Origin of the sequence: Streptomyces sp. NPDC048514 (genome assembly GCF_043199955.1) — a bacterium.
In the GTDB taxonomy this organism is placed as follows: Bacteria; Actinomycetota; Actinomycetes; order Streptomycetales; family Streptomycetaceae; genus Streptomyces.
This window is the reverse complement of the sequence record NZ_JBICWT010000001.1, coordinates 424384-447304: the sequence shown is the minus strand read 5'-3', so window position 1 is coordinate 447304 and position 22921 is coordinate 424384. Positions and strand designations below refer to the sequence as shown.

The following is a 22921-nucleotide window of genomic DNA, read 5'->3' as shown; positions in this document are numbered from 1 at the left end:
GTGGGGCTGGCGAGGGTGCCCAGGACGAAGGCTGGGTCTGGCCCGCGGCCCTTCCTGTGCCTCATGAAATCAGTCGGGACCTGGACCGTAATCGGCGGTCCACAACGGTGAAGGGATGACGATGAGCACTGCTCAGGCGGCAGCTACCGGTAGTGAGAACTCCGCACCTCCGATCCGCACGATCGCGGGTACCGGGGCAGCGAACTCCAGCGGCGACAACGGCCCCGCTCTCCACGCCCAGTTGAACCGCCCGTTGGGGATCGTGGTGGATGGAAACGGAGTCGTCTGCGTCTCTGAGAACACCGGCCATCGGGTCCGGAAGATCACGACGGATGGGAGGATCAGCACCCTCGCGGGGACTGGAGCCCCTGGCACCAGCGGCGACAACGGACCAGCCGTCTCGGCCCAGTTGTACTATCCGCGTGACCTGGCGGTAGACGACACCGGAGCCGTCTACATCGTCGACCATTCCGGCCATCGGATCCGGAAGATGACGGCGGACGGGAAGATCAGCACGGTCGCCGGTACGGGCGCCCAAGGCTACGGCGGCGACGACGGCCCCGCGACCGCCGCCAGGCTCAATAGCCCCACCGGGGTGGCGGTGGACAGCACCGGGACCCTCTACATCACTGACTACGCCAACCATCGGGTCCGGAAGGTGACGGCGGACGGGAAGATCAGCACGGTCGCCGGCACAGGCACCCAGGGCTACGGCGGCGACGACGGCCCCGCGACCGCCGCCCAGTTGAGCGGCCCCCACGGGGTGGCGGTGGACAGCACCGGGACCCTCTACATCGCTGACTACGGCAACCATCGGGTCCGGAGGGTGACAGCGGACGGGAAGATCAGCACGGTCGCCGGCACAGGCTCCGCGGGCTACGGCGGCGACGACGGCCCCGCGACCGCCGCCAGGCTGAACGCCCCCGTAGGGGTGGCGGTGGACAGCACCGGGACCCTCTACATCGCTGACTACAGTAACCATCGGGTCCGGAAGGTGACGACGGGCGGGAAGATCAGCACGGTCGCCGGCACAGGAGCTGCGGGCGTCGCCGGCGACGGCGGTCCGCCGACTTCAGCCCAGTTGAGCGGCCCGTACGGGCTCGCCGTGGACTGCGTCGACACCCTCTACATCGTCGAGCACAACAACAACCGGGTCCGCAAGATCACATCGGGGAGGATGGCGGGGCTGCCCGAGTCTGGGACGGTGGTGTCCTGGGCCAATGTCCGCAGCCGGCTGCGGATCGCGGTCGCGCGGGAGTCGGTCAAGGACGGGGCCGAGATCCAGCAGATGCTCGCCGTCCCCAGGGACCACCAGCGGTGGCGGCTGGTCGCGGCCGGGCAGGACAACGGCGACGTCCTGTACCGGTTCGAGAACGTGCGCAGCGGCAAGGTCCTGGAGGTCGTCGGCGCACAGGAGAGGGCCGGCGCGGTCCTCGCGCAGCGCGCTTACGAGGGTGCGGACGCGCACCATCAGCAGTGGAGGCTGATTCCAGTGGGCTCGGCGAACGGCAGCCCGCGGGTGTACGAGATCGCGAACCGCAACAGCGGGCTGCTCCTGCGGGTCGACACCAACGCCGCAGCGGCGATCCGGCAGGACGGGGCTGACGGTGACCACCACGGCCGGCAGTGGCAGCTGCTCCCCGTCTGACGCACGAGGAGGGGGGAGGGGCAGCTTCGCCCCTCCCCCCTCCTCGACTTGTGTGATTCAGCTGGAACCGGACGAGCTGTCGGAGGCCGGCTTGATGGTCCTGGGTGTCGTGGGGGGCTGCGGTTCCTCGGCGGTCGGTCTGTCCGCTGCAGGGGGCTGTGGTGTCGTGGGAGGTTTGGTGAAATCGCTCTTCTTCGGCCTGTTCTCCAGGTCTGGGTCTTTCCGCAGGTCGCCGTGGTGCGTCACCGTCGCACTGGACTCCTGCATGCCGGCCGCGGCCGCTTGTGACACCGAGCCGGGGTTCTGGGCGTACTGGGCCTGCGCGCCGGCCGATGCCTGGGTGTTCTGGATGAAGGAGCCGAGGAAGCCGAGGATGGCGCGCGCTTCGGGTGACTGCTCCTGGACGACCTTGGCGCGGGAGGAACCGCCGTGGATCGCGGTGCTGAACAGGCTCGTGCTCGTGTCGTCGTACGTGTCCTCGTCGGCGTCCTCGAAGTCGACGCCCTCACCGGGCTGGGGCTTGGCGGTGTCGGTGGTCACGGAGAACAGGCCTGCGCTCCTGCCTGCGGAGCCGAAGATGTTGTCGAACACCATGGTCGTCATCCCTGCTTGTCGTCGTGGTGCCGCCGGGCGCTGCTCACGGCTGCTTGTAGAGGGCTCGAGGGCTGTCGGTCAGGCTCTCGACCTCGAAGAGCGTGTGGTCGACCTCGAGGGCGGAGACGACCTCGGCCAGTCCCTTCATCCGGAAGTCGCCGGTGCCCACCAGGCCGATGGTGCTGATGTCCCGGGCGACCACCCGGTCGTCGGCGGGGGTGCCCGGCTGCGGGGGAGACAGCACCGCCACCGGCACGTCGTACCTGACCGCGATCAGTCCGGAGAACGTCACCGGGATCTCGTAGAGGTACTGCTTGCGGGTACGGCGCTGCGTGGCCATGGTCAGCACGCGAGAGCCGGGCGGGACGTCGCCGGAGATCTGCGACTTCGACGCCCAGGTCGTGGTCAGCGAGCCGCCGACCGAGCCGGAGATGCCCAGCAGCAGCGAGGCGTTGAGCGCTGCGGTGCCGGTGGCGCTGCCCGTGGTCGTGAAACCCACCGAGTTGGTCGTCGTGTTCGTCGCGGAGGTTCCGGACGAGTTCGTCGTGGCCGTCTCGGTGGCGTTGGCGTTGTCGACCCCGGTGTTGTCCTTGCTGTTCTTGTTGGTGACGGTGGTCGTGTTCTTGTTCGCCATGTCGTTGCGCAGCTGCGTCCCCAGCTGCGACTGCAGGTCCAGGCGGAGCTGGTTTTGCAGCTGCAGCTGGAGGGAGGCGCTGAGGCTGCCGCCGAAGGTGAGCTTGGCCTCCCCGTGCAGCGACCACGTGATGCCGTTCGACACGGTGAAGTCCACCGAGTCGGTGAAGGTCATCTTGGAGGTCTGGCTGCGGTTGACGTAGGAGCGCGAGGAGAACGTGTCGGGCGGTGGCTGGCTGATGTCGCCCCGCTCCTCGATCAGCGGCTCCCCGAGGTGCATGTAGGCCAGCCAGCCCAGCTCGAACGCGGTGCCGGGAAAGGTGCCGAAGCTGGACTTGTTCACGGAGAAACCGACGGGCTTGTGCTTCACACCGCTGTTGTCGACGTAGACCAGGTCGGGGTGGTTCAGGATGGACTGCCAGGTCTGCTCGATGTCCAGTTCCCGCAGGTTCTTCTTCGTCAACGGCCGGCGCTTGGCCCGTTCCAGGAGGTACGCGGTAGAAGGCATTCCCTGTCCTCGACTGATGCTCGTCAAACCGGGCTAGGTCAAATAGAAACGGCTATCTGGCGCGATCCGAAAGGTGAAAGTAGCACGGGCCGCATTACGCCGGGGAGGGCGCCCTCATAAGTCACGCTCAATCGAGTGATAAAGCACCTGCAGCTGCGCAACCCGACGTGGCCCAGGCTATCTTGAGGATCTGCCGGTCACTTGCCTGCTGTCACGCGAAACTCCTGCATGCGGTTCTGTGACCTCGGATGTTGTCATGGATGACGGCCTCGATTTCAGCCATTCATGGCGTTTCCAACAAGGTAGCCAGGAGTTTCGGTAATTGCGAGTGGCAGGCGTGATGCTGAGCGCCTGATGTTTTGCTTTCCGCGTCCAGAAAAGGTGGGGTTTTCGCGATGTACACCCAAGAACGCACGGCGATGACGAATCTGGTGGTCGGCGGTCCCGTAGCGGTGAACAGCTACGACAACGCCATCGTCGCCGCATTGGTCGAGAACCGGCCGGTCATGCTCGTGCACGCCTACAACGGCGGCTACCTGCGGCCCGCCGAACTGGGGGAGGCGAGCCACGACAAGGGAGTGAAACTGGCCACCTCACTCGACTCGGCCACCAAGGAGGCCAAGGGCCACCTGTGGTACATCACCCCAGCCGGATTCTTCGGACAGCGGCCGCTGTACTTCCTCGAGAGCGCCGCCGGCCAGGTGACACCCAAACCGCCCACCGCTGGCCAGGCCACCGCCGGCCGCGGTGACGACGGCACGCCGAAGCCGCAGCGCAGGCGCATCACCGTCCACCAGGACGCCCCCAAGAGCACCGCCGACACCGTCCAGGTCGGCCTGCCCGACAAGGTCAGCGACAACTGGCGCGGAAAGAACGGCGCACCCGAGGACACCCAGCTATGGGTCGTCACAGTGACGCCATGGGGCGGCATCACGTTCGTCCCCATCACCCACCCCGACGCCATCCTCGGCTTCAAGGACTACGCGGTGGCAGCCGACAGCGAAGTACGCGTCACCTACAACTGGGGCGGCGACTTCACCGGCACGGTCATCAACACCTTCTACCCGCGGCTGCCCAACGAGTGGAACGTCCCCTACCACCACGTCTTCACGTGAACCACAGCCACCAGGCCACCCCCGTTCCCAGCCCGCGTCCGCTCCGCCTGGAAGAGGCACCACCATGCCCGTGCCCACCCAAGAACTGAAAGTCCAGATCGTCAACGCCGCCACAGGGCAGACCCTCGCCACCAAGGCCACGCCGGCCGCGGACGGGGCACTCGTCGTCCGTGACTTCCCCGACGACGGCCCGCGCCCGTCACAGTGGCAGCTCACCCCCACACCCACCACACCGGGCGGCCAAGCCCCGGACGACCCGGCCTATGTGATCCGCACCGCGATCGGCGGCAAGGTCCTCGACAACCCCGCCGCCGCAGACCGCGGCGTGCGCCAATGGGACGCCGCCACCGGGAAGAAGAGCCAGCACTGGCACATCGTTCCCGACCACGGGGAAACGGGCTGCTACCGCATCGAGACCGTGACCGACGGCGCCGTCCTCGACCTCGCCGACCCCGGCCCGGACGACACCCGAGTCGTCCTGCGCGAACACGACGAGAACGCGGCAAGCCAGCGCTGGCGGTTCGTCACGGCCGAACCCGAGCGCACCAGCGACCCCGCACTGCGCTGGTCACCCCTGAGCCACTGGAACGGCCGCCGCTCCTTCAGGCTGGCCCCCTCGACGGCGCTGCGCCCGGCACCGGGCGCGACGCCCTCCTTCAGCGACATGCTGCTCGTCCTCAAACGATTCGGCAGCGACCAGGACGCCGGCGGATGGAAGAACGACGGGCCCCTGCCCGTCCCCAACCCCGCTCCCGGGCAGCCCACCTGGTGGGCCTCGCTCGGCGCACGGCTCGTCGCCGACACCACCGGAACAGGGCCGGCCGACATCATCGGGATCAAACCCGCCAAGGGGGCCGTCACGTCGCCCGGCAGGGGAGACGGCACGTTCGAGGACGACGAACGCGTGCTGCACCCCGCCGGATCCTCCTCCGCTACTACGGACCTGTGGACCCTTCTCGACACCACCGGTGAGGACAGGCCCGACGTCGTCGTGCTCGCCGCCGACGGCGTCCGGGTAGCCGCCCAGGACAACAGCGGGGCGTTCGCGCCCGCAGGCGGCAAGCTGGTCCTCAAGGCGTTCGGGCACAGCACGCAGGCCGGCGGCTGGCTCCCCGACAAGCATCCCCGCTTCCTCGTGGACACCACCGGTGACGGACGCATCGACATCGTCGGCTGCCACGACGACGGCGTCTGGATCTCGCTCCAGGACCAGGACGGCACCTTCGCCGAGCCCTTGTACGTCCTCGACGACTTCGGCACCGACCAAGGGTGGACTTCAACCCAAGAGCACCCCCGGTTCGTGCTGGCAACCACGAGCGGCGGGGCAGTTGACCTCGTCGGGTTCGGCCCGCAGGGTGTCGTCGTCGCCCGCGGACGCGGCGACGGTACCTTCGAGCCCGCCAAGCTCATCATGAACGACTTCGGCCACGCCCAGGGGTGGACGGGCGAGAAGCATCTTCGCTTCCTCGCCGACGTCACCGGCGACGGCAACCCGGACATCGTCGGCTTCGGCGATGAAGGGGTCTGGGTGGCGCACAACCGCGGCGACGGCACCTTCGGGCAAACCACGCTGGTGTGCCGCGGCTTCGGGTACAACGACAACGCCGGCGCCTGGCGCATCGACCGCCACCCCCGCTTCCTCGCCGACATCACCGGGGACGGACGCCCCGACATCATCGGCTTCGGAGGCCCGGGCGTGTACGTGGCCCGAAACCTCTACCGCCGCTTCAGAACCCGATAACCCACAGGGCCGGTGGCAGTCGAGGACCACCGCACAGCGCCCCGGTGCCCGCCTCGTCAGGGCCTTGTTCTCCTACAGCTACGGCCAGATGGTGTGTAGCACTGCGTAATGCATAGGCCTGCAGTCGGAGCGAGGGCCGACGGTACGGCGGATGGCGGTAGCGGCGACTCCGTTTTCGGGGTCGGCCCATCCACCCGCCGACCCACACCGCGGGAACTCGGCCTCCCAGCCACAGTCACCATGTTGCCCATCATGGAGGTCCGCCAAGGCGAACAGGGGCGGAGGCCCAGGCATCCGCACCCCGGTGAGCTGTGCGGTGATCCTCCATCGCCACGACCCCGCCTCCTTGTTCTGCCACCGGGTGCCCTTAGCGATCTGGGGGCGGACGCGGCGTGGAAGTCGGCCTCCAGACCGGATGGCCCGCGCTGAGCGGAGTGCCCCAACGGTCTGAACCACTGCCCGGGGGCAGTCGCCCGCTGCACATCCACCTTGGCGTGTCGGCAGGTGGGGCAGATCAGAACAGGCTTACGCCATAGGCGTTCATGGCCTCTACGACGGGCTGAAAGTAGCTAGTGCCGCCGCTGGCGCAGTTGCCGGTGCCACTCGAGGTGATCCCGAGGGCGGTCGAGCCGGCGTAGAGCGGACCGCCGGAGTCGCCCGGCTCGGAACAGACCGTGGTCCTGATGAGGCCGCTCACGATGTCGCCGTTGCCGTAGTTGACGGTCACATTAAGCGCGGTGACCTTGCCACCGTGGACGCCGGTGATCGCGCCGCGGCGGGTGACGCTCTGGCCGACCGTGGGGTTGGCGGCACTGGTGATGCGCTGGCTGCCGACCATGCTCGGGTGCGAGAGTGAGGCGTTGGTGTACTGCACCAGACCGTAGTCGTTGCCCGGGAAGCTCGTACCGACGGTGGGGCCGATGAGCTGTGCGTGCAAGGGGTCGGTGTAGAAGGCCGGGCGGCCCTGGGTGCAGTGACCGGACGTCAGGAAGTAGTAGGTCGCGCCCTTCTTGACGTTGAAGCCGCTCGAGCAGCTCGGGCCTGTACCGGGGTGGACGGGGTCGCCGCCAGAGAGCAGTGGGCGCAGGGTGCCAGCGGTGCGCCGAATGGCCAGTGCGTCGGCGTTGGCTCCGGCAGCCCGCTTGATCTTCTCCAGGGCCGCGTCCGAGACGGTGGAGTCCGCGGTGACCACGACCTTCCCCTTGGCCGGATCGATGTTCCATGCGGTTCCTGCCACGTCCGCTCGGCCGACGGCTTCGCTGGCCGCCGCGAGGGACTGTGCGGAGAAGGTCCGGTTGTGGGCGGCGTTCGCTTGAGGGATGGCGACCGCAGTGACGAGCAAGCCGACGACCACGGCGGCGATCTTCATGGGCCCGGCGGGACGTGACGACTGCTTCAAGGGTGAGACCTTTCAGGTGAGACTGCCCGGGGCGCGATGTCAAACGGATGGTTGCCAAGGTCACGCGATGCCAGTCAATTGCCCTAGTTGAAACACCCGAACGGGCTACACGAAGCCCGCACCACCTTCCAACGGACACATTCGTTCCTTGCCTGTCGGACGCGCCTTAGTTCAGTCCTATGCCAAGGCAAACACGAGTGAACCTTGACAAACCTGATTCCACATAATGGGCAACGGTGACGGCTGTGAAGATCCTTAAGAACTCGCTGAAGATCCTTAAGAGCTCGCTGCTGACCGCGGCTGCAGCGCTGCTGCTCGCAGTCGTCACCCCGCCCGCCGGTGCCTTCGTCGGCGGGACACCGGCCGAGCCAGGCCAGTTGCCCTGGCATGTCTCCCACGTTCGTTAGCGGCACCCGGTGTTGGTGGGTCGGTGCAGGCGGTCACGGCGTTGCTGCCGTCCCGAGATCAACCTGTCGCAGCAGTCAAGGCGCCGGGTTGGCTGTCACCGGATGCCGCCGGCTGCCAGCCATTGCCTTCCCCAGGAGAGCAGGGCATTCCCGGCTTCTTGAGACAGTTCTGCGTGAAATCGGCCTCGTGCAAAGGCGATGGATGCCTCTTGCCGTCCCAGCCCTCGGCGTAGGTGGGGGCGTCCTTCGCCTGGCCGCCGGTGAGGTGTTCCCACAGCCACGCGGCGGGGTGCCGTTGTCTTTGCCACGTGAGGTCATGGCCGGCGGGTTGGAGGATCGGCAGGAGGACACGGCCGGGTACCTCTCGGAGGTTGGCAAGCGCTGTGCGGCGGGCTTCGTAGTCGATCAGGCCACGGGTGGGTGGTCAGGTGTGCGGCCAGGGCTCGGACCGCTTCCCAGAACGCTTCCGGGCCGGCCGTGCGCTGGGTGATGCGGAGGTAGGTGCTCCGGGAGCCGGTAGGGACGCCGAGCGCTTGGGAAGCGTGCGCCCAGGTCTGGGCCCCGGCCAGGCGGTCTTCTGCGAGTCGGCTGGCCCAGGTAGCAAGTGCGGCGGACCCGAGGTGCGGTTGGGTGCGTCCACGATGGGAGCCGCAAGAGAGAGCACGGCGGCGGCCTCGGCGGCGGTGGCCGGTCCAACGCCTGGGCCCGGTACGCCCCCGCTCGTCAACCTTTCCCGGCAGGCCTGGCGTGCGTCGCGCACGTGGGCCAGAGCCTGCGCCGCGACATCCGGGAGGGCTCGTGGTTCGTCGTCGTGCACGACCAGCCGGGCCAACGCGGCGATGAAACGGAGGGCCGCGAACCACTCGGCGCCCGTTACGAGCCGGCCCGCCAGGTCTGCGGCACCTCCGTCTGCGAGGGCCAGGGCGCACTGCTGGAAGGTGGCCAGCGACTGCGGGACATCGTGTAGCCGCCGGTTTCACCGAGTGGCGGTGTGCGGGCTCGGCGCGTCCTCCATCGAGGACCGCCGCCGGGACGTCGCCGGTGGCCGGCCGCGGTCCCGTCACGCCGTCGGCCGCGAGGACGGGGGCGAAACTCGTCGGACAGACCGCGGCGCAGCACGTCCCGCAGGGCGTGATCGTCCTCAATGACCAGGATCTCGGGGCGCCTGGTCCTTCCTCGGTCGCAGGGCGGGTGCCGTGCCCGCGATGAACGGCCCGGGCAGCCATCGGGCGGCCGCCCACAGGCACATGCCCAGCCAGCCGACGGCGAACAGCCACCCGCCGACGACGTCGGTGAACCAGTGCACCCCGAGGTAGATCCGGGACAGCCCGACGAGTGCACCCCAGCATCCGATGGCGAGCCGCAGCCCTGTCGCCCCGCGCGAGGCACGCAGGGTCACGGCGACGATCAGCAGCCCGGCGGTGAGGGCGCCCGTGGTGGTGTGCCCCGAGGGGAACGCCCAGCCGGAAGCGTGGGCGGCCCAGTCCGTCAGTGGTGGCCGGGTGCGCCGGACCAGTTCCATCATGCCGTAGCGCAGGGTCTGCCCCGCCGCGAGGCAGCCGGCGAAGACGGCGGCGGCGAGCAGCCGGTGCCGGACCGACCGTCCCGCCACAAGGCCGGCCAGCACGGCGAGCGCGTAGGGGATGGCCCCGGTTCCCGTGGCCGTCACGCCGCGCACCAGGGTCACGACCGTGGGAGGGCGGTGGCCGACCGACCAGACGAGCAGGCTGTGGTCCGGCCAGAGTGCGCCACCGGTCCCGGTGGCGACGGCTGCGGCCAGCACTCCGAACGCACCCCAGGCGCCGAGACCGACGGTCCCGGCGACATTGGCGACATCACGGCGGTTCATGCGGCCAGCAGCAGGGCGCCCAGGCGGACGGCCGCGAGCCGTCGCGCCATGGTTTCCGAACGGTGGCGCAGCACGAGCATCGTGGTCAGCGCCACCAGGCCGCCGACCATCGCACCGGCCAGGACATCGTGCGGGTAGTGTGCGCCCACCCACACCCTGGAGGCGCCCATCGCCAGCGCGGCGACGACCGCGACGGCACCCAGCCGACGCGAGACGAACACCAGGGCCACGGCGGCGGCGGCCGCGAGCGCCGTGTGATTGCTGGGGAAGGACCAGTCACCGGGCGCCGGACACGCCTCCAGCGTCCGCGCGTGCAGGCTCTGACACGGCCGGTCCTCGCGCACGATCAGTTTCACCCCCATGTCGACGGCGTACGCGGCGATCACGACGACCGGCACCGCCAGCGCCGTCACCGCGTCAGCCGCACCCGTCCGGCGGGCCCGCCACCAGCCGGCGACCATGAAGACGGCGAACAGGGCGAGTCCGAACGTCGACCAGAGCGACACTATGTCGTTCAGCCAGCCGGGCGCGCGCTGTACCCGGCTCACCACGTCCGCGTACACGGACCCGTCGATGGAGGAACCGTCGAATGCCATGATCACAGCTGCGTTCCTTTCGCCTTGGCGCCTCGCCGGCTGCGCAGCACCTCGGCCAGGAGGGGGATCAGGGAGACGACGACGATGAGGGCGACCAGCGGCAGCAGATAACGGTCGACGTTCGGGATCGAGGAGCCCAGCGCGTACCCCGCGAGGGTGACGCCCACACTCCAGACGAGGCCGCCGGCCACCTGCCACAGCGTGAAGGTCCGTACGGGTACCTCCAGCACTCCCGCCAGCGGGTTGAGAACCGTGCGCACGACCGGGATGAACCGGGCCAGCACGATCGCCTTCGCATACCCGTAGCGCTCCAGGAGCTCCTCCGCCCGCTTCGCTCCTTCGTGCAGCCGCGGCGAACGGCTACGGGCGAGGAGCGCACCGCCGGCCCGCCGACCGATCAGGTAACCGCACTGGGCCCCGGCCAGCGCACCGACGGCCGCCACGGCGAGCAGGGGCACGAGCGACAGGTGCACCGCTCTGTCCGCTGTGTTCGTGCACAGCAGGCCCGCCGTGAACAGCAGGGAATCGCCCGGCAGGAAGAACCCGACGAGCAGGCCCGTCTCGGCGAACAGCACCACGCCGACGCCCAGCACGCCGAAGGCGGTCAGCAACGACTGGGCGTCGAGCACGTTCACGGCGAGTTGCGAAGCCAGGTGCAGCGGTGCGGTCATTCGGCCGGGACCCTTTCCTGCGGACGACCTGGAGCGAGTGGAACGAGTGGAGGCGGAACCTCGGCGGACTACAGACAAGTAGACCGTCTACTGAACTGTAGACGATCGACGTCCCGCGTGCGTTCCGGACCGAGTGGCATTCACCGGAGGTTTCTTCGTCAGCCGTGGTCATGCAGCCGGCCACCTGGTAGCCGCGTTTCGCGGCAGGCGCTGTGGCCCGCCGACGGTCCGCTCACCGCTCATGAGGTCCGGGGGTGCGCTGCCCACCGAAGACGCGGTGTACCTCGCCGTCTGTCCTTGCTCCCCGTCCGTCAGTGGGACGGATTCTCCCCCTGGGCCACCTCTACCCCGCGGTGCAGCAGGACAGCGCCCGTGAAGGCGGACGCCGCGGCGACCGAGCAGGTCAGCCCCATGGCCAGCAACACGGGAGCGACGCGTCGCAGCGGCGCCTGGAAAAGAAGGGCTTTGACCCTCGCCGGAACGGGACCGGTCGTCACACCAGCCGCGACCACGGGCAACCGACCCGGCCCTGGTCCCCTGGTGGCGGCCAGCGCCGCTCGCCCGACGGCCCGCGCGGTGAGCTTCCGGTCACCGGTGGCACGCGCCGCGACCTCGTCCGCGGCTCGTTCCGCAGCGAAGGACACCTGCGGTACGACGGCAGCCAGCGCCGGATGGCACCAGCCGGCGAGCTGTACAGCGGCGAGGAAGAGGTGGTGCCGCCCCGCGAGGTGCGCGCGTTCGTGGGCCAGCAGGGTCTCCCGCTCGCGCGCGTCCAGAGCGCGCAACATGCCGGTGGTGACCACGATGCGCGCCCGGGCGCGCAGGCCACCGGGCAGCGCGTAGGCGTCAGGACGGGGGTCGTCGACCACGCACAACCCTCCGGCGTGCGGAAGGTGAGCGACATCGCCACGGACGGCGCCCAGCCGCCGCAATTCCGACCGGACGCGCCGGGCCACGGTGGCGCACATGACCATGAGGGTGCCGGCGGCCACCACGGAGACCGCCAGGACCAGCACTCGTGGACCTGCCCGGAGCGGTTCGACGAGGTGCGCGACGGTGGCGAGCGCGGGAACGGCCAGGGCCACGGGCAGGAGTAGGGCACCCAGGCACGCCACGACTCCGACGGCCAGCGCGGCAGCGGAGACGGTGATCGCCCACAACGCGACCTCGGGGTGCACCCGGGCGACCGCGCGCCGGGCGAGCAGCGGCAGGAGCCAGGGCAGCGCGAGAGGGATGAGCAGCAGGGCGATCATCGGCCGTTCCCCTCCAGCAAGCGCCGCAGCTCTGCCTCGTCCGTGACGCTGAGCCCTTCGACGAAGCGGGCCAGGACCGTGCTGCGGTCGGCGTCCTGATCGAGCTCCCGGTGCATGCGCCGAGCCGTCAGTCCGTGCGAGTCCTCGACCGGGAAGTAGAGGAAACCGCGTCCACCGGGCCGGCGTCCGACCACACCCTTCTCGTACAGGCGGATGAGCAGGGTCGCCACGGTCGTACGGGCCAGCGGCTGCGGCAACGCCGCCCTGACCTGGGCAGCGGACTGCGGCTGACCAGCCGCCCACAGCGCCGTCAGAACGCTGGACTCCAGCTCGCCCGCGGGCCGACGCTCACTCGCACGGTCCGTCATGGAACCCTTCCTCCCCACCAGATCGTCTACAACGAGGTAGACCTATCCTCTCCTCCAGACACAGGGTAGGCATACTGCGCCGAGGGATATTGCCGCCCACCCGCTCAGCACGCTCCCCGCTCCACCGCCCCACACCGGCATCGGCATCGCATCGCATCGGCGGCATCGGCATCCTGCTCCAGCCAGCCGCGTCACCAAGCCGCCCTCACAGGACGGCCGCGGGTGCCGTTCCGGGACGCCGGCGGCAGGCGTGCCGAGTCCTTCAACGGTGGAGGGCCGTCCGGCGTCGGTGCGGCTCGCGCTCTGAACCGCCCGTCCGTGAGCCGGCATGGTGGCCACACGCATAGGCACGCCTCGGACTATGGGACCCCACCACATGTGCCCCTGACCTGCACCTTCCTACCGTGTGCCGACACATACCCGTCCCCACCGCACACGAGGAAGTGGCGCACACGGCCTCCGGAGCCGTGTGCGCAGGTTCGAATCCTGCCGGGGGCACCCAGCATGAGGTGCCCAAAGACCCCGTCACCAGCGGAAACGCTGAGGCCGGGGTCTTCGCGTATGTGCAGGCGTATGCGGCCCGGAGCGGCTCTATGTCGAGGTCTGTGGACGAGGCGTGGACGGGATCATGGAGCATCGCCGCAGGTGAGGTCCAGGAAAAGACGAAGCCCGCACCAACGCCAGACGCCCCCGCTCGCACGGCATCGTCACGCCACAGGGGCCGGCGACGGCCGACCAGGAGGACTGCCGGCAGCTCACTGCGGCCACCAACTCAGGCCTGGGCCCACGCCTGACGATGGCGGGCAACGCTGTACACCTGCTCCACCTGGTCGGCTGTGAGAACGCCTGAGAGCGGAGCGAGGGCCGACACCTGACGCTCCTGGTACACCCGGACATCGAGTTGTGTAGCGACCACCTTCAGCTCGGTGACACCGACGAAGACGAGCACCGGCTCCACCGGTACCGGGAAGTCGCAATAGCGCTCAAGCACTCGGGCAACACGCTTGGCTTCCGCCCGACTCTTGCGTGCATAGGGCGCCGGTTTTCCGTGATCGACTTTCACGGAGTCGTCCCCGACCCATACGGCCCGCTTGTGGTGGTGCTTCGTATTGATGCTGAACACTCCACCAGGCCCGATCAGTAAGTGATCGATATCCACTTTGTTGGCCAAGGGAACGGAGTGCAAGACGCGCCAGCCGTGGGGCCGTAAGCGGTTCAGCTCGGCTCCCACTCGCCGCTCCCCCGCCAATCCCTTTCGCCATGAGTCCCATTCCGAAGGCCGCCGCAGAAGCCGTGAGATGACTCGCTCCATCAGCCCGGGGCCGGATTCGGCGAGCAGATCACGCAAGGCCTGCCCGGGAGGCTTGCCAGCCAGGTCGTCGGCCGGTGTCAGAGGCGGCAGCATCCGCCGCGCCTGAGCCTCCGGCGCCCTGTCTGACGGGGCAGGCTCGGTGAGGCTCTGTAAGTGCTTCGTGATTACGGCGATCACGTCGTCGCGACACTCGGCCCGCAAGACCGTGATATCCCCCGTCGTGACGTCCGCCCACCCGACCGCGGTGCCATCAGGCAGGTTGGCGTACAGACGATCATGCCCGTACCGCTTCCAGCGCGTGACGTGCAGCTCCACAAGGCCCCCCTGTGCTCCCGTGTTGGCGTTGCGGATATGCCAGCAGCAAGCGAGACGAGGCCACAAGACCGCAGGGCAAGCAACTCGACTCAGCTCGCCTTTTCCGAACAAGGCATCGGCGCAGGTAGGGCACGAAACGAGGGAGGCCCCAGGCGGCATGCCTGGGGCCTCAGTGTGGGCGCAGGTTGTCTCACTCGTACTCGCGAAGCAGGTCCTCGATACGCCGATTGGCAACGTCCTGCCGTCCGTCGAGGCACTTCGCGTAGCGGGTCAGCAAGACCTCAACGCTGTTGCCGGCGCGCTCGGCAACCTCGGTGGGATCCACTCCGGCATTGAGCCACGTCGACAGCGCCGAGTGCCGAAGGTCGTACGGCCTACTCGCGAGCGGCGAAGCCGCGACGGCTGGCGAGAGCGCCAGGAGCCGAGCTTCTTGCCACACGCGGTAGTAGGTCGAGGACGGGACGACCGAACCCTTCTCGCTGAAGAAGAGTCGCCCGTCCTCCGCCGTGCCGAAAGTAGCGAGGTGATCGCGGAGCACCCCGACGAGCTGAGGCGGAATGGGCACGCGCCGAACGTCCTCAGTCGGCCGGTTCTTGAGCCCGCGGTCGTCGTGGGTCTCCCCCGAGTCGGTCCACTGCTTGCCGACCGAAGGACGGGTCCGGTGGAGCAGCGCTGATCCCCAGCCCTGCTTGGGGAGCACGAGGTCAGTCTCCACCAGGCCGACCGCCTCAGCAGGACGGAGGCCACCGAAGTACATCGCCGCGAACAACCCGACGAGACGCCGACCGCGAGCACGCCGGTAGCCGCCCACGTAGGAAACGGCCGCGAGGAGATTGCGAGCCTGTTCCGGGTTGGCGACGACGCGCGGGTCTACCTGGTTCGAGACCTTGGGCTTCTGCCAGCGGACGGCCGTGATCAGGTTCTCACGCAGCTCTCCCAGGTCGACCGCATAGTTCGCAGCGTTGACGAGCGTCCGGCGCTTACGCCGCACCGTTTCCGCCGCCGCGGCCGTGCCGTCGAGCTTGAGTTTCAGCGAGTCGAGCACTGCACGCGCCGTGGCGGGTTCAGCGAGATCGGCGAGCGGCCGAGATGCCTTGGAGACCCAGTGAAGAACGTTCCTCACGTCGTCTGGTACTTCCCGGTCGGCAGGCCCCGGCAACACGAAGGCCCAGTTGCGCAGCACCTTGCGGATCGCCTCATCGGCCGGCCGTCCCGCGCGCTCACCGAGGAGTTCCACCGTCACGCTGGTGAGCGATTCGTTGATGCCGTCTCGTGTATTGGGGGCGGCATGTGGCCATTTCATGGCGAGGTACCTGAGGGCGAAGTCGTACCAGGACACGGCCGACTTCTGCTCTTCCATCGAGGCCGGTAGGCCGGATGCCGAGTCGAACTCCTCGCCTTCGCGCATCGCACGCATGAGCTTGGTCCGGTAGTGATCGGCAAGCGCCTTGGTGCGGAAGGACTCCGAGAAGACGTTGCCCGCCACAGACCACCGGACACCGTAGGAAGGCGTTTTGGTGTCACGCTTACGGACCCCCCAGACCTTGACATCGAGAGACTTCACGCCGCCGTCTCCAGCCGTCGCAGCCACGTGGCGAAGTCACTCCGCCAGACCCGGAGCTCTCCGTTCGGGAGCTTGAATGCCGCAGGCCCCTGCCCGAGTTCGCGCCAGCGGTAGAAGGTCCGTCGAGAAACACCGCCCAGCTCGTCGAGCACCTGGCGGACGGTCATCAGCTCGTCGCGGCGGTGCTGGTCCATGTCGGTTCTCCTTCCGTTCCGGGGGCGGGTTCGAGGGAGGCTGCGAGCCAGCTCTCTGCGGCGCTGAGGCCGGTGCCGGCGAAGACCCAGTGAGCAAGGACAAGCGTGGTGTCGCCGTCCTGAGGCATGACCGGGTCGGATTGGGCACGACGCCATTCGGCGCGGGCGTCTCGGAGCGCGCCGAGGGTGGTGGAGTAGCGGCGGGACTTGGTGGAGAAGTGGCCGCGGAAGCCAAGCATGTGAGCCCAGGCCCGCAGGCGGAGGTCTGCCAGTTCGGAGCGTGCGCCCAGAGCCCAGGCGGTACGGATCATGCGCCGGGCGTGTTCGGTGATCCGCGCTTGTGCCAGCTCGGCGAGGAACCTTAACGGCCGGTCGAGGGTGCCCGTCGCCGTCTCGGCGCCCTTGGTGGCGTACTTGGCGATATACGACGCTACGGCCCGCTCAGTGAGTTCCTGGCCGCCGTCGAAGTCGGCGGACCGGATCGGACGGACGTCGAGTTGGCGGCCGAAGACGCAGGCATGCGGGCGGCCATCGACTTCCGGACCCTCCACGCGGGCGGCAGTGGCGGCAGCACGGATGGCGTCCGTCAGCAGCTCGGTCGACGCCCATGCCGGGGGCGTGGTGTCTCCTCCCTCAGGGCCGTCGACGCGGATGACCGCGTGGAAGTGAACGGCACCACGCTTCTGGTACTCGGCCACCTTCGCGAAGGAGATCCGCGCGTGATCGCGGAAGGCGCGCTGAGTGAGGCCGGCTCGCTTGGCGATCTCCCGGCGGAGGTAGATCGAGAAGCGCCGCCACAGGGCACCGGCGTGCGCGTTCCAGAGGACGGCCGCTTCGTAGTCGTACGTGTCCGGGTCGAGTGGAGTACCCAGGGCGGGGTCCTGCTCGTCGTGACGGGTGCCGCAGCGGCAGTCCCGGCCACTGGACGGGCGGTTGTGGACCGGTCCGAAGCTCGGCGCGGTGAAGGTGGCAAAGACGCGCGGGTGCGTCGCAACCCGTTCCGACGTGCCCTTGCCGCCACGGAGTCCGGCGGTGATCAGGTGGTAGGTGTCACGGCGGTACGTCTCGGCACAAGCGGCGCAACGAGTGGCGCGGCGGTTGTTGCAGCGTACGAGGAGCTGACCGGCGGGGAGGGTGTCGGAGTCCAGGTGGTGCAGGGCTCGGCCGATCTCACCGGTTTCCGTGTTGACCGCGTACTCCGTGCGGTGGCCGTCGAGGCGGACGGGGTGGGTGCAGCCGCCCAGGCCGGAGAGTTGGCGGGCCAGCTCGGGCATGGTGCCGAGAGAGGCCAGCATCGAGAGTTCCGCCAGTGGTGGCGGAGTCTGCCGGGTGATGATGGGAGTTCCTTTCGGCTGTTTCGGCGGTTGGGAGGATGGCCCCGGGGCGGCGGGATGCTTGGCGGCTTGTTGCCGCCCCGGAGGCCGGCCGGTCAGCGCTTGTTCGCGCCGTTGAGCAGGGAACGCAGGACCACGGCGGCGATGGCCACGGACACGGCCGATACGGCGACGGCCGCCAGGAGCGCGGTGAGCACGATGCCGACGATGACCACGGCAGCGACTGCACCCGCGTAGGGGGTGAGAGACCGGTCTGCGGAGCGCACAGGGGCCTGTGTCTGGGGAGGGGCGACAGGCGTCGTCGGCAGCGTCGGGACATCGGGCAGCTTGGGACGGAACATGTCGAATCTCCGTGTCACTTGTGGGTGCCGTTGACGACGCCGACCCCGGATCGGGTGCCGGTGTCGATGGCGGGGGCCAGGAGGGTGTGGGAGAGGTAGAAGCCGAACAGGGCGATCACGACGGCGACCCAGAGGCGGATGCCGAGGAACTTGATCGCGGCCCAGGCGATGACGCCCAGGACGAAGACGAGCGGCAGCGAGACGGTCACGGGAGCTCCTCAGCGGACGGCGCAGCGGTGGGTGCGGGCGGCCAGCTCGGCGGCGGCACGGCTGTCGTAGTCCGTGGAGAAGCCGCAGCGCGGGGCCGTGCAGGCGGCGGTGTGCTTCTCGCGGCCCCGGCCGTCGTAGTACGTGCCGACCTGGACGGGACCGACGCGGACGACGTTGCGGAAGCGGCGGTTGGCGGGCATGGGCGCTCCTTTCAGAGCTCTGCGGCGATGGCTTCGGCCAGCGGTGCCGGGACACCGAGCCGTGCGCGGAGGGTCGGGGTGTCGATGGCCGCTCCGGTCCGCGTGCGGTGTTCGGCGGCGACCTTTCGGGCGTGGTCGACGAGAGCGGCCGGGACCGGCACCGGAGAAGGGACGATGGCCGGTCGCGGGTCGGGCTCCGGGCCGGTCGGCTCGGGGATGACGGGTGCGGGTTCGCCGGTCGCGTCGTGTGCGGTGTGGGCGAGCAGGGTGCCGCCGAGGAAGGCGACCGTGGGCCATCCGGCGACGAGGATGCGGAGCCAGGCGGGTACGGTGCCCAGGTCGAGCAGGCCGGCGGTGGCGACGTTGGCGCCGAGCGAGGCGGTCAGCGCGACGAGGAACCAGGACCACCCGGCCGCTTTCGTCCCGCCGGAGCGGAGCCGCCGCCAGGCCGCCACCAACAGCAGGTCGACCGAGACCGGATACGCCCACGCCTTCCACCCGTTCTGTCCGGCGGCCGAGGCCAGGTCGTGCAGGTGGGCGAAGGACAGCGCGGCGGCGATGACTGCCTGAACGAGCACCGCATCGACGCGGGCCACGTGGGCGCGCATGGTTCGATTCCCTCCGGTGTGGTCAGTCGCTGGACTTGAGCTCATCGGCCCGTGCGCGGGCAGCGGCGGCCACCTCGGCCGCTTCGGTGTTGCCGGGCTGGTCGGCGGCGATGCGTTCCAGCAAGTCCGCCTTGCGGCTCATGAGTTCGTGGTAGTCGCCGACTCCGAACTTGCGGTGGTCGGCCAAGTCGGCGATCAGCGCCGAGATTTCGGAAATGGACGGGCGGGACAAGGTGGCTCCCTCGGGTTCTGGGCATGGCGGGGTAGGGACTTGGCACGGGACGGACGTGCCGGCCGTTGGAGCGTGGTGAGCGGCTACTCGGCGAGCGGGACTGGCTTGAGCAGCGGTACCGGGGCATCTGTCGGCCCGAGCGGAACAGCGGGCCGGAAGGGTTCGAGCGCGGGCAGGTCCGGCACCAGGTGAGCCGATTCCCGGCAGACCTCAGCAGCATCGGCGAGGGACAGGAACGGCGTACGGATGCGGGACCAGCCTCCGGAGGTGTCACCGGCCACGGCCAGGCCGGGACGTTCCGGCGCGATGGCACAGGCGGCGTAGACCGCCTCAGGGGCGATGTCGCCGAGCGCCATCTTGGCGGAGGCTTCGTCGTTGACGCGGTGGCAGACCCGGCCGGTCAACTGGGCCCGCAGCATGGTCGCGCCCTTGCCCAGCTCGGCGCCGAAGCGCTGCCCGCAGACCTCCAGGTAGATCCCGGCGGCACGGCCGAGTTGGGCGAGCCTGATGAGCTGGGTGACCATCTCGTCGCGCCGTTCCTCGTCCTTGCGCGTGGCGACGAGAAAGAGTTCGGCCACCTCGTCGACGAACAGCACAACGGGTACCGGGCGTTCGTCCTCGGGCAGGCCCCAGATGTCGGAGGTGATCTCCTCGTCCCGGGTGTCGGGCGCGATGCCCTGCCGGGCCTTGATCAGGTCGTACCGGTCTTCCATCTCCCTGACGAGGACCGGCAGCAACTCGGCCGCCTGCTGCGGATCGGTCGCCAGCGCCGACAGACGCGGGGCGAAGGGGGCCAGTTCCACGCCCCGCTTGCAGTCGATCCCGACCAGCGCGACCGGCTGCTGTGCCAGCCCGGTCACCAGGTGGCGCAGGTACATGGACTTCCCCGACAGCGTCGCGCCGAGGGTGAGCTGATGCGGGATGGTCCGGTAGTCCCGTACGAAAGCCGTCGCATCCTCCCTCAGGGCCACCGGCACCTTGAGGAATCCGCCGCCCGCCTTCCTGGGCATCCGAACGTTGCGCAGCACGTCGAAGCCGACGAGGCGCAGTTCCATCACCCCCGGCTTCACGTCCTTGACGTACACGGCGTGAACGCCCCAGGCATGCCGCAACCGCTCCGCCGAGGCGGCGACATCCGCCGGCTCCTGCCCCGGGGCCAGCCGTAACCGAAGTCGCAGGCCCGTCGAGGTGGGCCGGATGACTCCCCGGCGAGGAGGTACCGGCCGGATCTCACGGCGAGTCGTCGCCTTGACCGCCAGAGCCCGCAGCCGCGAAGGCTGGACGGTCAGGCCGCACGCCTCCATGACAGAGCCGTACGAGCTCAGAAGCCGGGCCGTCGATATCGGCAGGCCGACCGTGGACCAGTAGACGCCCGGGTGACGAGCCCGGGTGTAGGCGGCCCCGCCACCGAGCCCGGCGAGGGGACCACCTACCTCCAGCAGCGTCAACCAGTCCGGCATCAGGCCGAGGCCCCGACCGAGGCCGGGAAAGCGGCCGGTGTGACGGCGGCAGCGCGGAAGGCGATGCCGTGCCGCTGCTGACCGTTGAAGACGGTCTCCCACGGCCGGGCCACCAGACCCGGCAGCGAGACCGGAGCACCGAGAGTCAGGCCCTCGGTGATGCCACTTTCCGGAACGGTTACCTTGATCAGCGAAGACTCGCCGTCCTCGATGTAGACCGCTCCGATCGTCATCAGCGCCTCACCGCTGACGGCGTCCTTGGCGATCTCCCCGGTCTGACGGTCCCGAACCTTGGGTTCCGGAGCTTCGGTCAGCAGGATCGTGGCCGCCGAAGTCTCCACACGGATTACACGCACAGAAATGCTCTCCCTTGCGCTGCGCCGCACACGCGTACGGCCGCATTCAGTGACGAATGACTACGCAACGGGAGATTGACCTCATACCGGCTGGGCGCGATACGCTCCAAGAGCGTTGATGCCAAAGACGCACCCGGCCTGAGTGGGCTGCCTCCCGCTCAGGCCACATCTCTTTTCTGTGGCCCTTCCGCTTACGCACCGGTGCAGGTCTGCCTTCCTGCTCCGGCCCGTTCGCATGTCCGCACGACCCACTCCGCTGGACGCGAAGGGGTGTGCCGACACCAACCACAGTAACCCGTACTTCAAGTACTGTCTAGTACTTCAGGTACCAGTCCGTACTTCGTGTACGCCCAACTCGGCCGCAAGGGTGCGAAGTTCCTCAGAGGGCGGCTGGGCCATGGTCAGCAGGTCCGCCGCGAGTTGCTTCACCATCGGCAGGGCCCGCACCATCTCGGGCGACAGCTCACGTGCCCTCAACAGGGCTGAGACCGCGTCAGCGACCTGCCGGCGCTGGGTATAGGCCCTGGCGACATCGATCTGAAACCGCGTCTGCCGTTCCGCGGACAGCCCCGATTCGTCGACGGCCTGCGCAGCCCGCAGAGCCACTCCGGCATCCCCCAGGTCGACCGCGACGGCCACCTCGTGCAAGCCGACATTGGTCGGCCCGAACTCGGTGTTGTAGTCGTTGCGACCATCACCGACCTCTTCGGCCATCGCGCGAGCGTCGCGGAGATACCCGTACGCGTCGTCGGCCAGATTCAACCGAGCGGCAGCCACCGCTCGTTGCAAGGTCAGTGCACCACGCAGCGCCACGGCCTCGGCCCGCCCCGACTCCGCCAGAGGCCGCAGCGCGTCAGCCGCGCTCCCGGACACCTGGGCCGCCTGCTCGAAGTGGCGAGCACCGAGAAAGACAAGTGACAACCGGAACTCACCGGCCGCCATCAGCAGAGGATCGTTCGCCCGCTCTGCAGCGACCACGGCACGGTCGACGGCGATCCAGGCCGCCTCAGGCTCGCCCATGTTCGCGAGCGCACCACTGCACGTGTGATACATGACCGCCAGCAACCGGAACAGTTCCGGACGCTCCGCCTCGGGAACCGAGCGGGTGGCCGACTCCAGCCGGGGAACCAGCACTTCGAGCAGCTCGGCCAGGTCGGCATAGTTGCCCTGATGCGTGAGCGACCAGGCACGGTCGACCTCGGCGCGAAGCGCCGGGATATCAGGGGAAGAGTTCTGCTGACCGAGGACAGCCTTCAGTGAGTGGGCAGCGCTCAGCACCAGCCGCAGCCGACTCGCCCCGGGCGGCTCACCCTCGGCCACCGACGCCACGATGGGAGCCTCGGCGGCCAACTCGGCGACCGGAACCTCAAGGACGTCGGCAACCTTCTCCAGCACGGTCATCCGGTCGATGCGGCGCACGCCCCGCTCCACCTGGGACACCCATGCTTCCGAGCGCCCCAGCAGGCCGGCGAACTCCTTCTGCGACAGCCCCCGACGCTTGCGATTGAAGGCGATCTTGCGTCCGAGCGCCTTCTGGTACTCAGTGCTCAAGGTCCACGCCCTTGCCGGACATGAAGTCCAGGCGATCAACCTCCGTGGCGGAGAGGTACCGGTCCCGCTCGGCGAGGAAGGCCTGCACGTAGTCCTTCGACTCGTGCTCTTCGAAGGCGTCCTTGTCCCGGTAGAGCTCGTAGAACACGCGCTCCAGCGGACGGCCGTCAACTCGGTGCACGGCGTAGATCACCGTGCCAGGCTCGTTCGCACGGATCTGCTCACCAGTCCTCGCCACGAGGCCGTCGAACGCAGCCGCCGCCGCTTCGTCCTTGCAGGTGAAGCGCACAAACAGTCCGAACATGCGAGGTCCTCTCTCCATCGGCATCCAGGTCAGCACCAGACCGCACGGCGAACGCTATGCGCCGACCGCTCGCACGAAAAGTACGAACCCGCACTCCAAGTACGCGCACATTCGGTACGGTGCTAGTACTAATTGTACGGCTCTGCATGGTCCGTGTC

26 protein-coding genes are annotated in these 22921 nt (G+C 68.9%); 5 read left to right on the top strand and 21 right to left on the bottom strand.

All coding sequences use genetic code 11. The features are described from left to right. The first annotated feature begins 121 nt into the window (after positions 1 to 121). Complete coding sequence (locus ACGFT2_RS01915) at positions 122 to 1648, top strand: RICIN domain-containing protein (RefSeq protein WP_393272491.1); 1527 nt, start codon at positions 122 to 124, stop codon at positions 1646 to 1648. 57 nt (positions 1649 to 1705) lie between these two features. On the opposite strand, the gene ACGFT2_RS01910 is transcribed toward ACGFT2_RS01915, so the two are convergent. Together ACGFT2_RS01910 and ACGFT2_RS01905 are read right to left on the bottom strand one after the other, a co-directional pair. Next, positions 1706 to 2242 (bottom strand): hypothetical protein, encoded by a 537-nt coding sequence (locus tag ACGFT2_RS01910; protein WP_393272908.1) that lies wholly within the window; start codon positions 2240 to 2242, stop codon positions 1706 to 1708. Positions 2243 to 2285: 43 nt separating this feature from the next. Then, positions 2286 to 3383, bottom strand: coding sequence for a hypothetical protein (locus ACGFT2_RS01905; protein WP_393272489.1), 1098 nt, complete (start codon positions 3381 to 3383; stop codon positions 2286 to 2288). Positions 3384 to 3778: 395 nt separating this feature from the next. Between ACGFT2_RS01905 and ACGFT2_RS01900 the strand changes: the two genes are divergently transcribed. Both ACGFT2_RS01900 and ACGFT2_RS01895 read left to right on the top strand, forming a co-directional pair. Continuing rightward, positions 3779 to 4498 (top strand): hypothetical protein, encoded by a 720-nt coding sequence (locus ACGFT2_RS01900; RefSeq protein ID WP_393272487.1) that lies wholly within the window; start codon positions 3779 to 3781, stop codon positions 4496 to 4498. 64 nt (positions 4499 to 4562) lie between these two features. Beyond that, complete coding sequence (locus ACGFT2_RS01895) at positions 4563 to 6239, top strand: FG-GAP-like repeat-containing protein (RefSeq protein ID WP_393272485.1); 1677 nt, start codon at positions 4563 to 4565, stop codon at positions 6237 to 6239. Between the two features lie 514 nt (positions 6240 to 6753). On the opposite strand, the gene ACGFT2_RS01890 is transcribed toward ACGFT2_RS01895, so the two are convergent. After that, positions 6754 to 7608 (bottom strand): S1 family peptidase, encoded by an 855-nt coding sequence (locus tag ACGFT2_RS01890; RefSeq protein ID WP_393272907.1) that lies wholly within the window; start codon positions 7606 to 7608, stop codon positions 6754 to 6756. 266 nt (positions 7609 to 7874) lie between these two features. Here ACGFT2_RS01890 and ACGFT2_RS01885 point away from each other — a divergent pair, with 266 nt between their 5' ends. Then, positions 7875 to 8045, top strand: coding sequence for a hypothetical protein (locus ACGFT2_RS01885; protein WP_393272483.1), 171 nt, complete (start codon positions 7875 to 7877; stop codon positions 8043 to 8045). A gap of 760 nt (positions 8046 to 8805) precedes the next feature. Next, entirely contained in the window at positions 8806 to 9012 is a 207-nt protein-coding gene (locus tag ACGFT2_RS01880; RefSeq protein WP_393272481.1) for a hypothetical protein, read from the top strand. A 174-nt stretch (positions 9013 to 9186) separates the two neighbouring features. On the opposite strand, the gene ACGFT2_RS01875 is transcribed toward ACGFT2_RS01880, so the two are convergent. The 18 genes from ACGFT2_RS01875 to ACGFT2_RS01790 all read right to left on the bottom strand — a co-directional run bounded on the left by ACGFT2_RS01875 (position 9187) and on the right by ACGFT2_RS01790 (position 22763). Beyond that, complete coding sequence (locus ACGFT2_RS01875) at positions 9187 to 9894, bottom strand: phosphatase PAP2 family protein (protein ID WP_393272479.1); 708 nt, start codon at positions 9892 to 9894, stop codon at positions 9187 to 9189. Then, positions 9891 to 10496, bottom strand: a complete 606-nt coding sequence (locus tag ACGFT2_RS01870) for a phosphatase PAP2 family protein (RefSeq protein WP_393272477.1) — start codon at positions 10494 to 10496, stop codon at positions 9891 to 9893. Before ACGFT2_RS01870 ends, ACGFT2_RS01875 begins: the two co-directional genes overlap by 4 nt. Next, on the bottom strand, positions 10493 to 11161 hold the full coding sequence (locus ACGFT2_RS01865) for a DedA family protein (RefSeq protein ID WP_393272475.1): 669 nt from the start codon (positions 11159 to 11161) through the stop codon (positions 10493 to 10495). Before ACGFT2_RS01865 ends, ACGFT2_RS01870 begins: the two co-directional genes overlap by 4 nt. 311 nt (positions 11162 to 11472) lie before the next feature. Next, positions 11473 to 12414 (bottom strand): M56 family metallopeptidase, encoded by a 942-nt coding sequence (locus tag ACGFT2_RS01860; RefSeq protein WP_393272473.1) that lies wholly within the window; start codon positions 12412 to 12414, stop codon positions 11473 to 11475. Then, complete coding sequence (locus tag ACGFT2_RS01855; protein WP_393272472.1) at positions 12411 to 12782, bottom strand: BlaI/MecI/CopY family transcriptional regulator; 372 nt, start codon at positions 12780 to 12782, stop codon at positions 12411 to 12413. The genes ACGFT2_RS01860 and ACGFT2_RS01855 overlap by 4 nt, the downstream gene beginning before the upstream one ends. A 772-nt stretch (positions 12783 to 13554) precedes the next feature. Then, the gene (locus ACGFT2_RS01850; RefSeq protein WP_393272470.1) at positions 13555 to 14409 is read right to left on the bottom strand and encodes a nuclease-related domain-containing protein; all 855 of its coding nucleotides are present in this window, start codon (positions 14407 to 14409) and stop codon (positions 13555 to 13557) included. Positions 14410 to 14599: 190 nt separating this feature from the next. Then, positions 14600 to 15973: a tyrosine-type recombinase/integrase gene (locus ACGFT2_RS01845; protein ID WP_393272468.1), complete on the bottom strand. Its 1374-nt coding sequence runs from the start codon at positions 15971 to 15973 to the stop codon at positions 14600 to 14602. Continuing rightward, positions 15970 to 16140, bottom strand: coding sequence for a helix-turn-helix transcriptional regulator (locus ACGFT2_RS01840; protein ID WP_393272905.1), 171 nt, complete (start codon positions 16138 to 16140; stop codon positions 15970 to 15972). The genes ACGFT2_RS01845 and ACGFT2_RS01840 overlap by 4 nt, the downstream gene beginning before the upstream one ends. After that, positions 16140 to 17462 (bottom strand): replication initiator, encoded by a 1323-nt coding sequence (locus ACGFT2_RS01835; protein WP_393272466.1) that lies wholly within the window; start codon positions 17460 to 17462, stop codon positions 16140 to 16142. The genes ACGFT2_RS01840 and ACGFT2_RS01835 overlap by 1 nt, the downstream gene beginning before the upstream one ends. A 134-nt stretch (positions 17463 to 17596) precedes the next feature. Then, entirely contained in the window at positions 17597 to 17842 is a 246-nt protein-coding gene (locus ACGFT2_RS01830) for a SpdD protein (RefSeq protein ID WP_393272464.1), read from the bottom strand. Positions 17843 to 17856: 14 nt separating this feature from the next. Next, positions 17857 to 18051 (bottom strand): hypothetical protein, encoded by a 195-nt coding sequence (locus tag ACGFT2_RS01825; protein ID WP_393272462.1) that lies wholly within the window; start codon positions 18049 to 18051, stop codon positions 17857 to 17859. A 9-nt stretch (positions 18052 to 18060) separates the two neighbouring features. Next, a complete protein-coding gene (locus tag ACGFT2_RS01820; protein WP_393272460.1) occupies positions 18061 to 18252 on the bottom strand; it encodes a mobile element transfer protein in 192 nt (63 codons plus the stop codon). Positions 18253 to 18263: 11 nt separating this feature from the next. Next, positions 18264 to 18860 (bottom strand): DUF2637 domain-containing protein, encoded by a 597-nt coding sequence (locus tag ACGFT2_RS01815; protein ID WP_393272458.1) that lies wholly within the window; start codon positions 18858 to 18860, stop codon positions 18264 to 18266. Between the two features lie 22 nt (positions 18861 to 18882). Then, positions 18883 to 19092, bottom strand: coding sequence for a hypothetical protein (locus tag ACGFT2_RS01810; protein ID WP_393272456.1), 210 nt, complete (start codon positions 19090 to 19092; stop codon positions 18883 to 18885). 83 nt (positions 19093 to 19175) lie between these two features. Beyond that, positions 19176 to 20552, bottom strand: coding sequence for an FtsK/SpoIIIE domain-containing protein (locus tag ACGFT2_RS01805; protein ID WP_393272455.1), 1377 nt, complete (start codon positions 20550 to 20552; stop codon positions 19176 to 19178). After that, entirely contained in the window at positions 20552 to 20908 is a 357-nt protein-coding gene (locus ACGFT2_RS01800) for a hypothetical protein (RefSeq protein WP_125209279.1), read from the bottom strand. Before ACGFT2_RS01800 ends, ACGFT2_RS01805 begins: the two co-directional genes overlap by 1 nt. A gap of 321 nt (positions 20909 to 21229) precedes the next feature. Beyond that, positions 21230 to 22459: a helix-turn-helix domain-containing protein gene (locus tag ACGFT2_RS01795; RefSeq protein ID WP_393272453.1), complete on the bottom strand. Its 1230-nt coding sequence runs from the start codon at positions 22457 to 22459 to the stop codon at positions 21230 to 21232. Beyond that, positions 22449 to 22763: a putative quinol monooxygenase gene (locus tag ACGFT2_RS01790; RefSeq protein ID WP_393272451.1), complete on the bottom strand. Its 315-nt coding sequence runs from the start codon at positions 22761 to 22763 to the stop codon at positions 22449 to 22451. Before ACGFT2_RS01790 ends, ACGFT2_RS01795 begins: the two co-directional genes overlap by 11 nt. Positions 22764 to 22921: the final 158 nt, after the last annotated feature.

Excerpts from the sequence above, each read along its gene's own strand:
- ACGFT2_RS01840 (WP_393272905.1), bottom strand. The coding sequence starts at position 16,140 with ATGACCGTCCGCCAGGTGCTCGACGAGCTGGGCGGTGTTTCTCGACGG.
- ACGFT2_RS01890 (WP_393272907.1), bottom strand. The coding sequence starts at position 7,608 with ATGAAGATCGCCGCCGTGGTCGTCGGCTTGCTCGTCACTGCGGTCGCC.
- ACGFT2_RS01790 (WP_393272451.1), bottom strand. The coding sequence starts at position 22,763 with ATGTTCGGACTGTTTGTGCGCTTCACCTGCAAGGACGAAGCGGCGGCG.
- ACGFT2_RS01835 (WP_393272466.1), bottom strand. The coding sequence starts at position 17,462 with ATGCTGGCCTCTCTCGGCACCATGCCCGAGCTGGCCCGCCAACTCTCC.
- ACGFT2_RS01820 (WP_393272460.1), bottom strand. The coding sequence starts at position 18,252 with ATGCCCGCCAACCGCCGCTTCCGCAACGTCGTCCGCGTCGGTCCCGTC.
- ACGFT2_RS01900 (WP_393272487.1), top strand. The coding sequence starts at position 3,779 with ATGTACACCCAAGAACGCACGGCGATGACGAATCTGGTGGTCGGCGGT.
- ACGFT2_RS01815 (WP_393272458.1), bottom strand. The coding sequence starts at position 18,860 with ATGCGCGCCCACGTGGCCCGCGTCGATGCGGTGCTCGTTCAGGCAGTC.
- ACGFT2_RS01905 (WP_393272489.1), bottom strand. The coding sequence starts at position 3,383 with ATGCCTTCTACCGCGTACCTCCTGGAACGGGCCAAGCGCCGGCCGTTG.
- ACGFT2_RS01895 (WP_393272485.1), top strand. The coding sequence starts at position 4,563 with ATGCCCGTGCCCACCCAAGAACTGAAAGTCCAGATCGTCAACGCCGCC.
- ACGFT2_RS01910 (WP_393272908.1), bottom strand. The coding sequence starts at position 2,242 with ATGGTGTTCGACAACATCTTCGGCTCCGCAGGCAGGAGCGCAGGCCTG.
- ACGFT2_RS01855 (WP_393272472.1), bottom strand. The coding sequence starts at position 12,782 with ATGACGGACCGTGCGAGTGAGCGTCGGCCCGCGGGCGAGCTGGAGTCC.
- ACGFT2_RS01860 (WP_393272473.1), bottom strand. The coding sequence starts at position 12,414 with ATGATCGCCCTGCTGCTCATCCCTCTCGCGCTGCCCTGGCTCCTGCCG.
- ACGFT2_RS01830 (WP_393272464.1), bottom strand. The coding sequence starts at position 17,842 with ATGTTCCGTCCCAAGCTGCCCGATGTCCCGACGCTGCCGACGACGCCT.
- ACGFT2_RS01805 (WP_393272455.1), bottom strand. The coding sequence starts at position 20,552 with ATGCCGGACTGGTTGACGCTGCTGGAGGTAGGTGGTCCCCTCGCCGGG.
- ACGFT2_RS01865 (WP_393272475.1), bottom strand. The coding sequence starts at position 11,161 with ATGACCGCACCGCTGCACCTGGCTTCGCAACTCGCCGTGAACGTGCTC.
- ACGFT2_RS01915 (WP_393272491.1), top strand. The coding sequence starts at position 122 with ATGAGCACTGCTCAGGCGGCAGCTACCGGTAGTGAGAACTCCGCACCT.
- ACGFT2_RS01875 (WP_393272479.1), bottom strand. The coding sequence starts at position 9,894 with ATGAACCGCCGTGATGTCGCCAATGTCGCCGGGACCGTCGGTCTCGGC.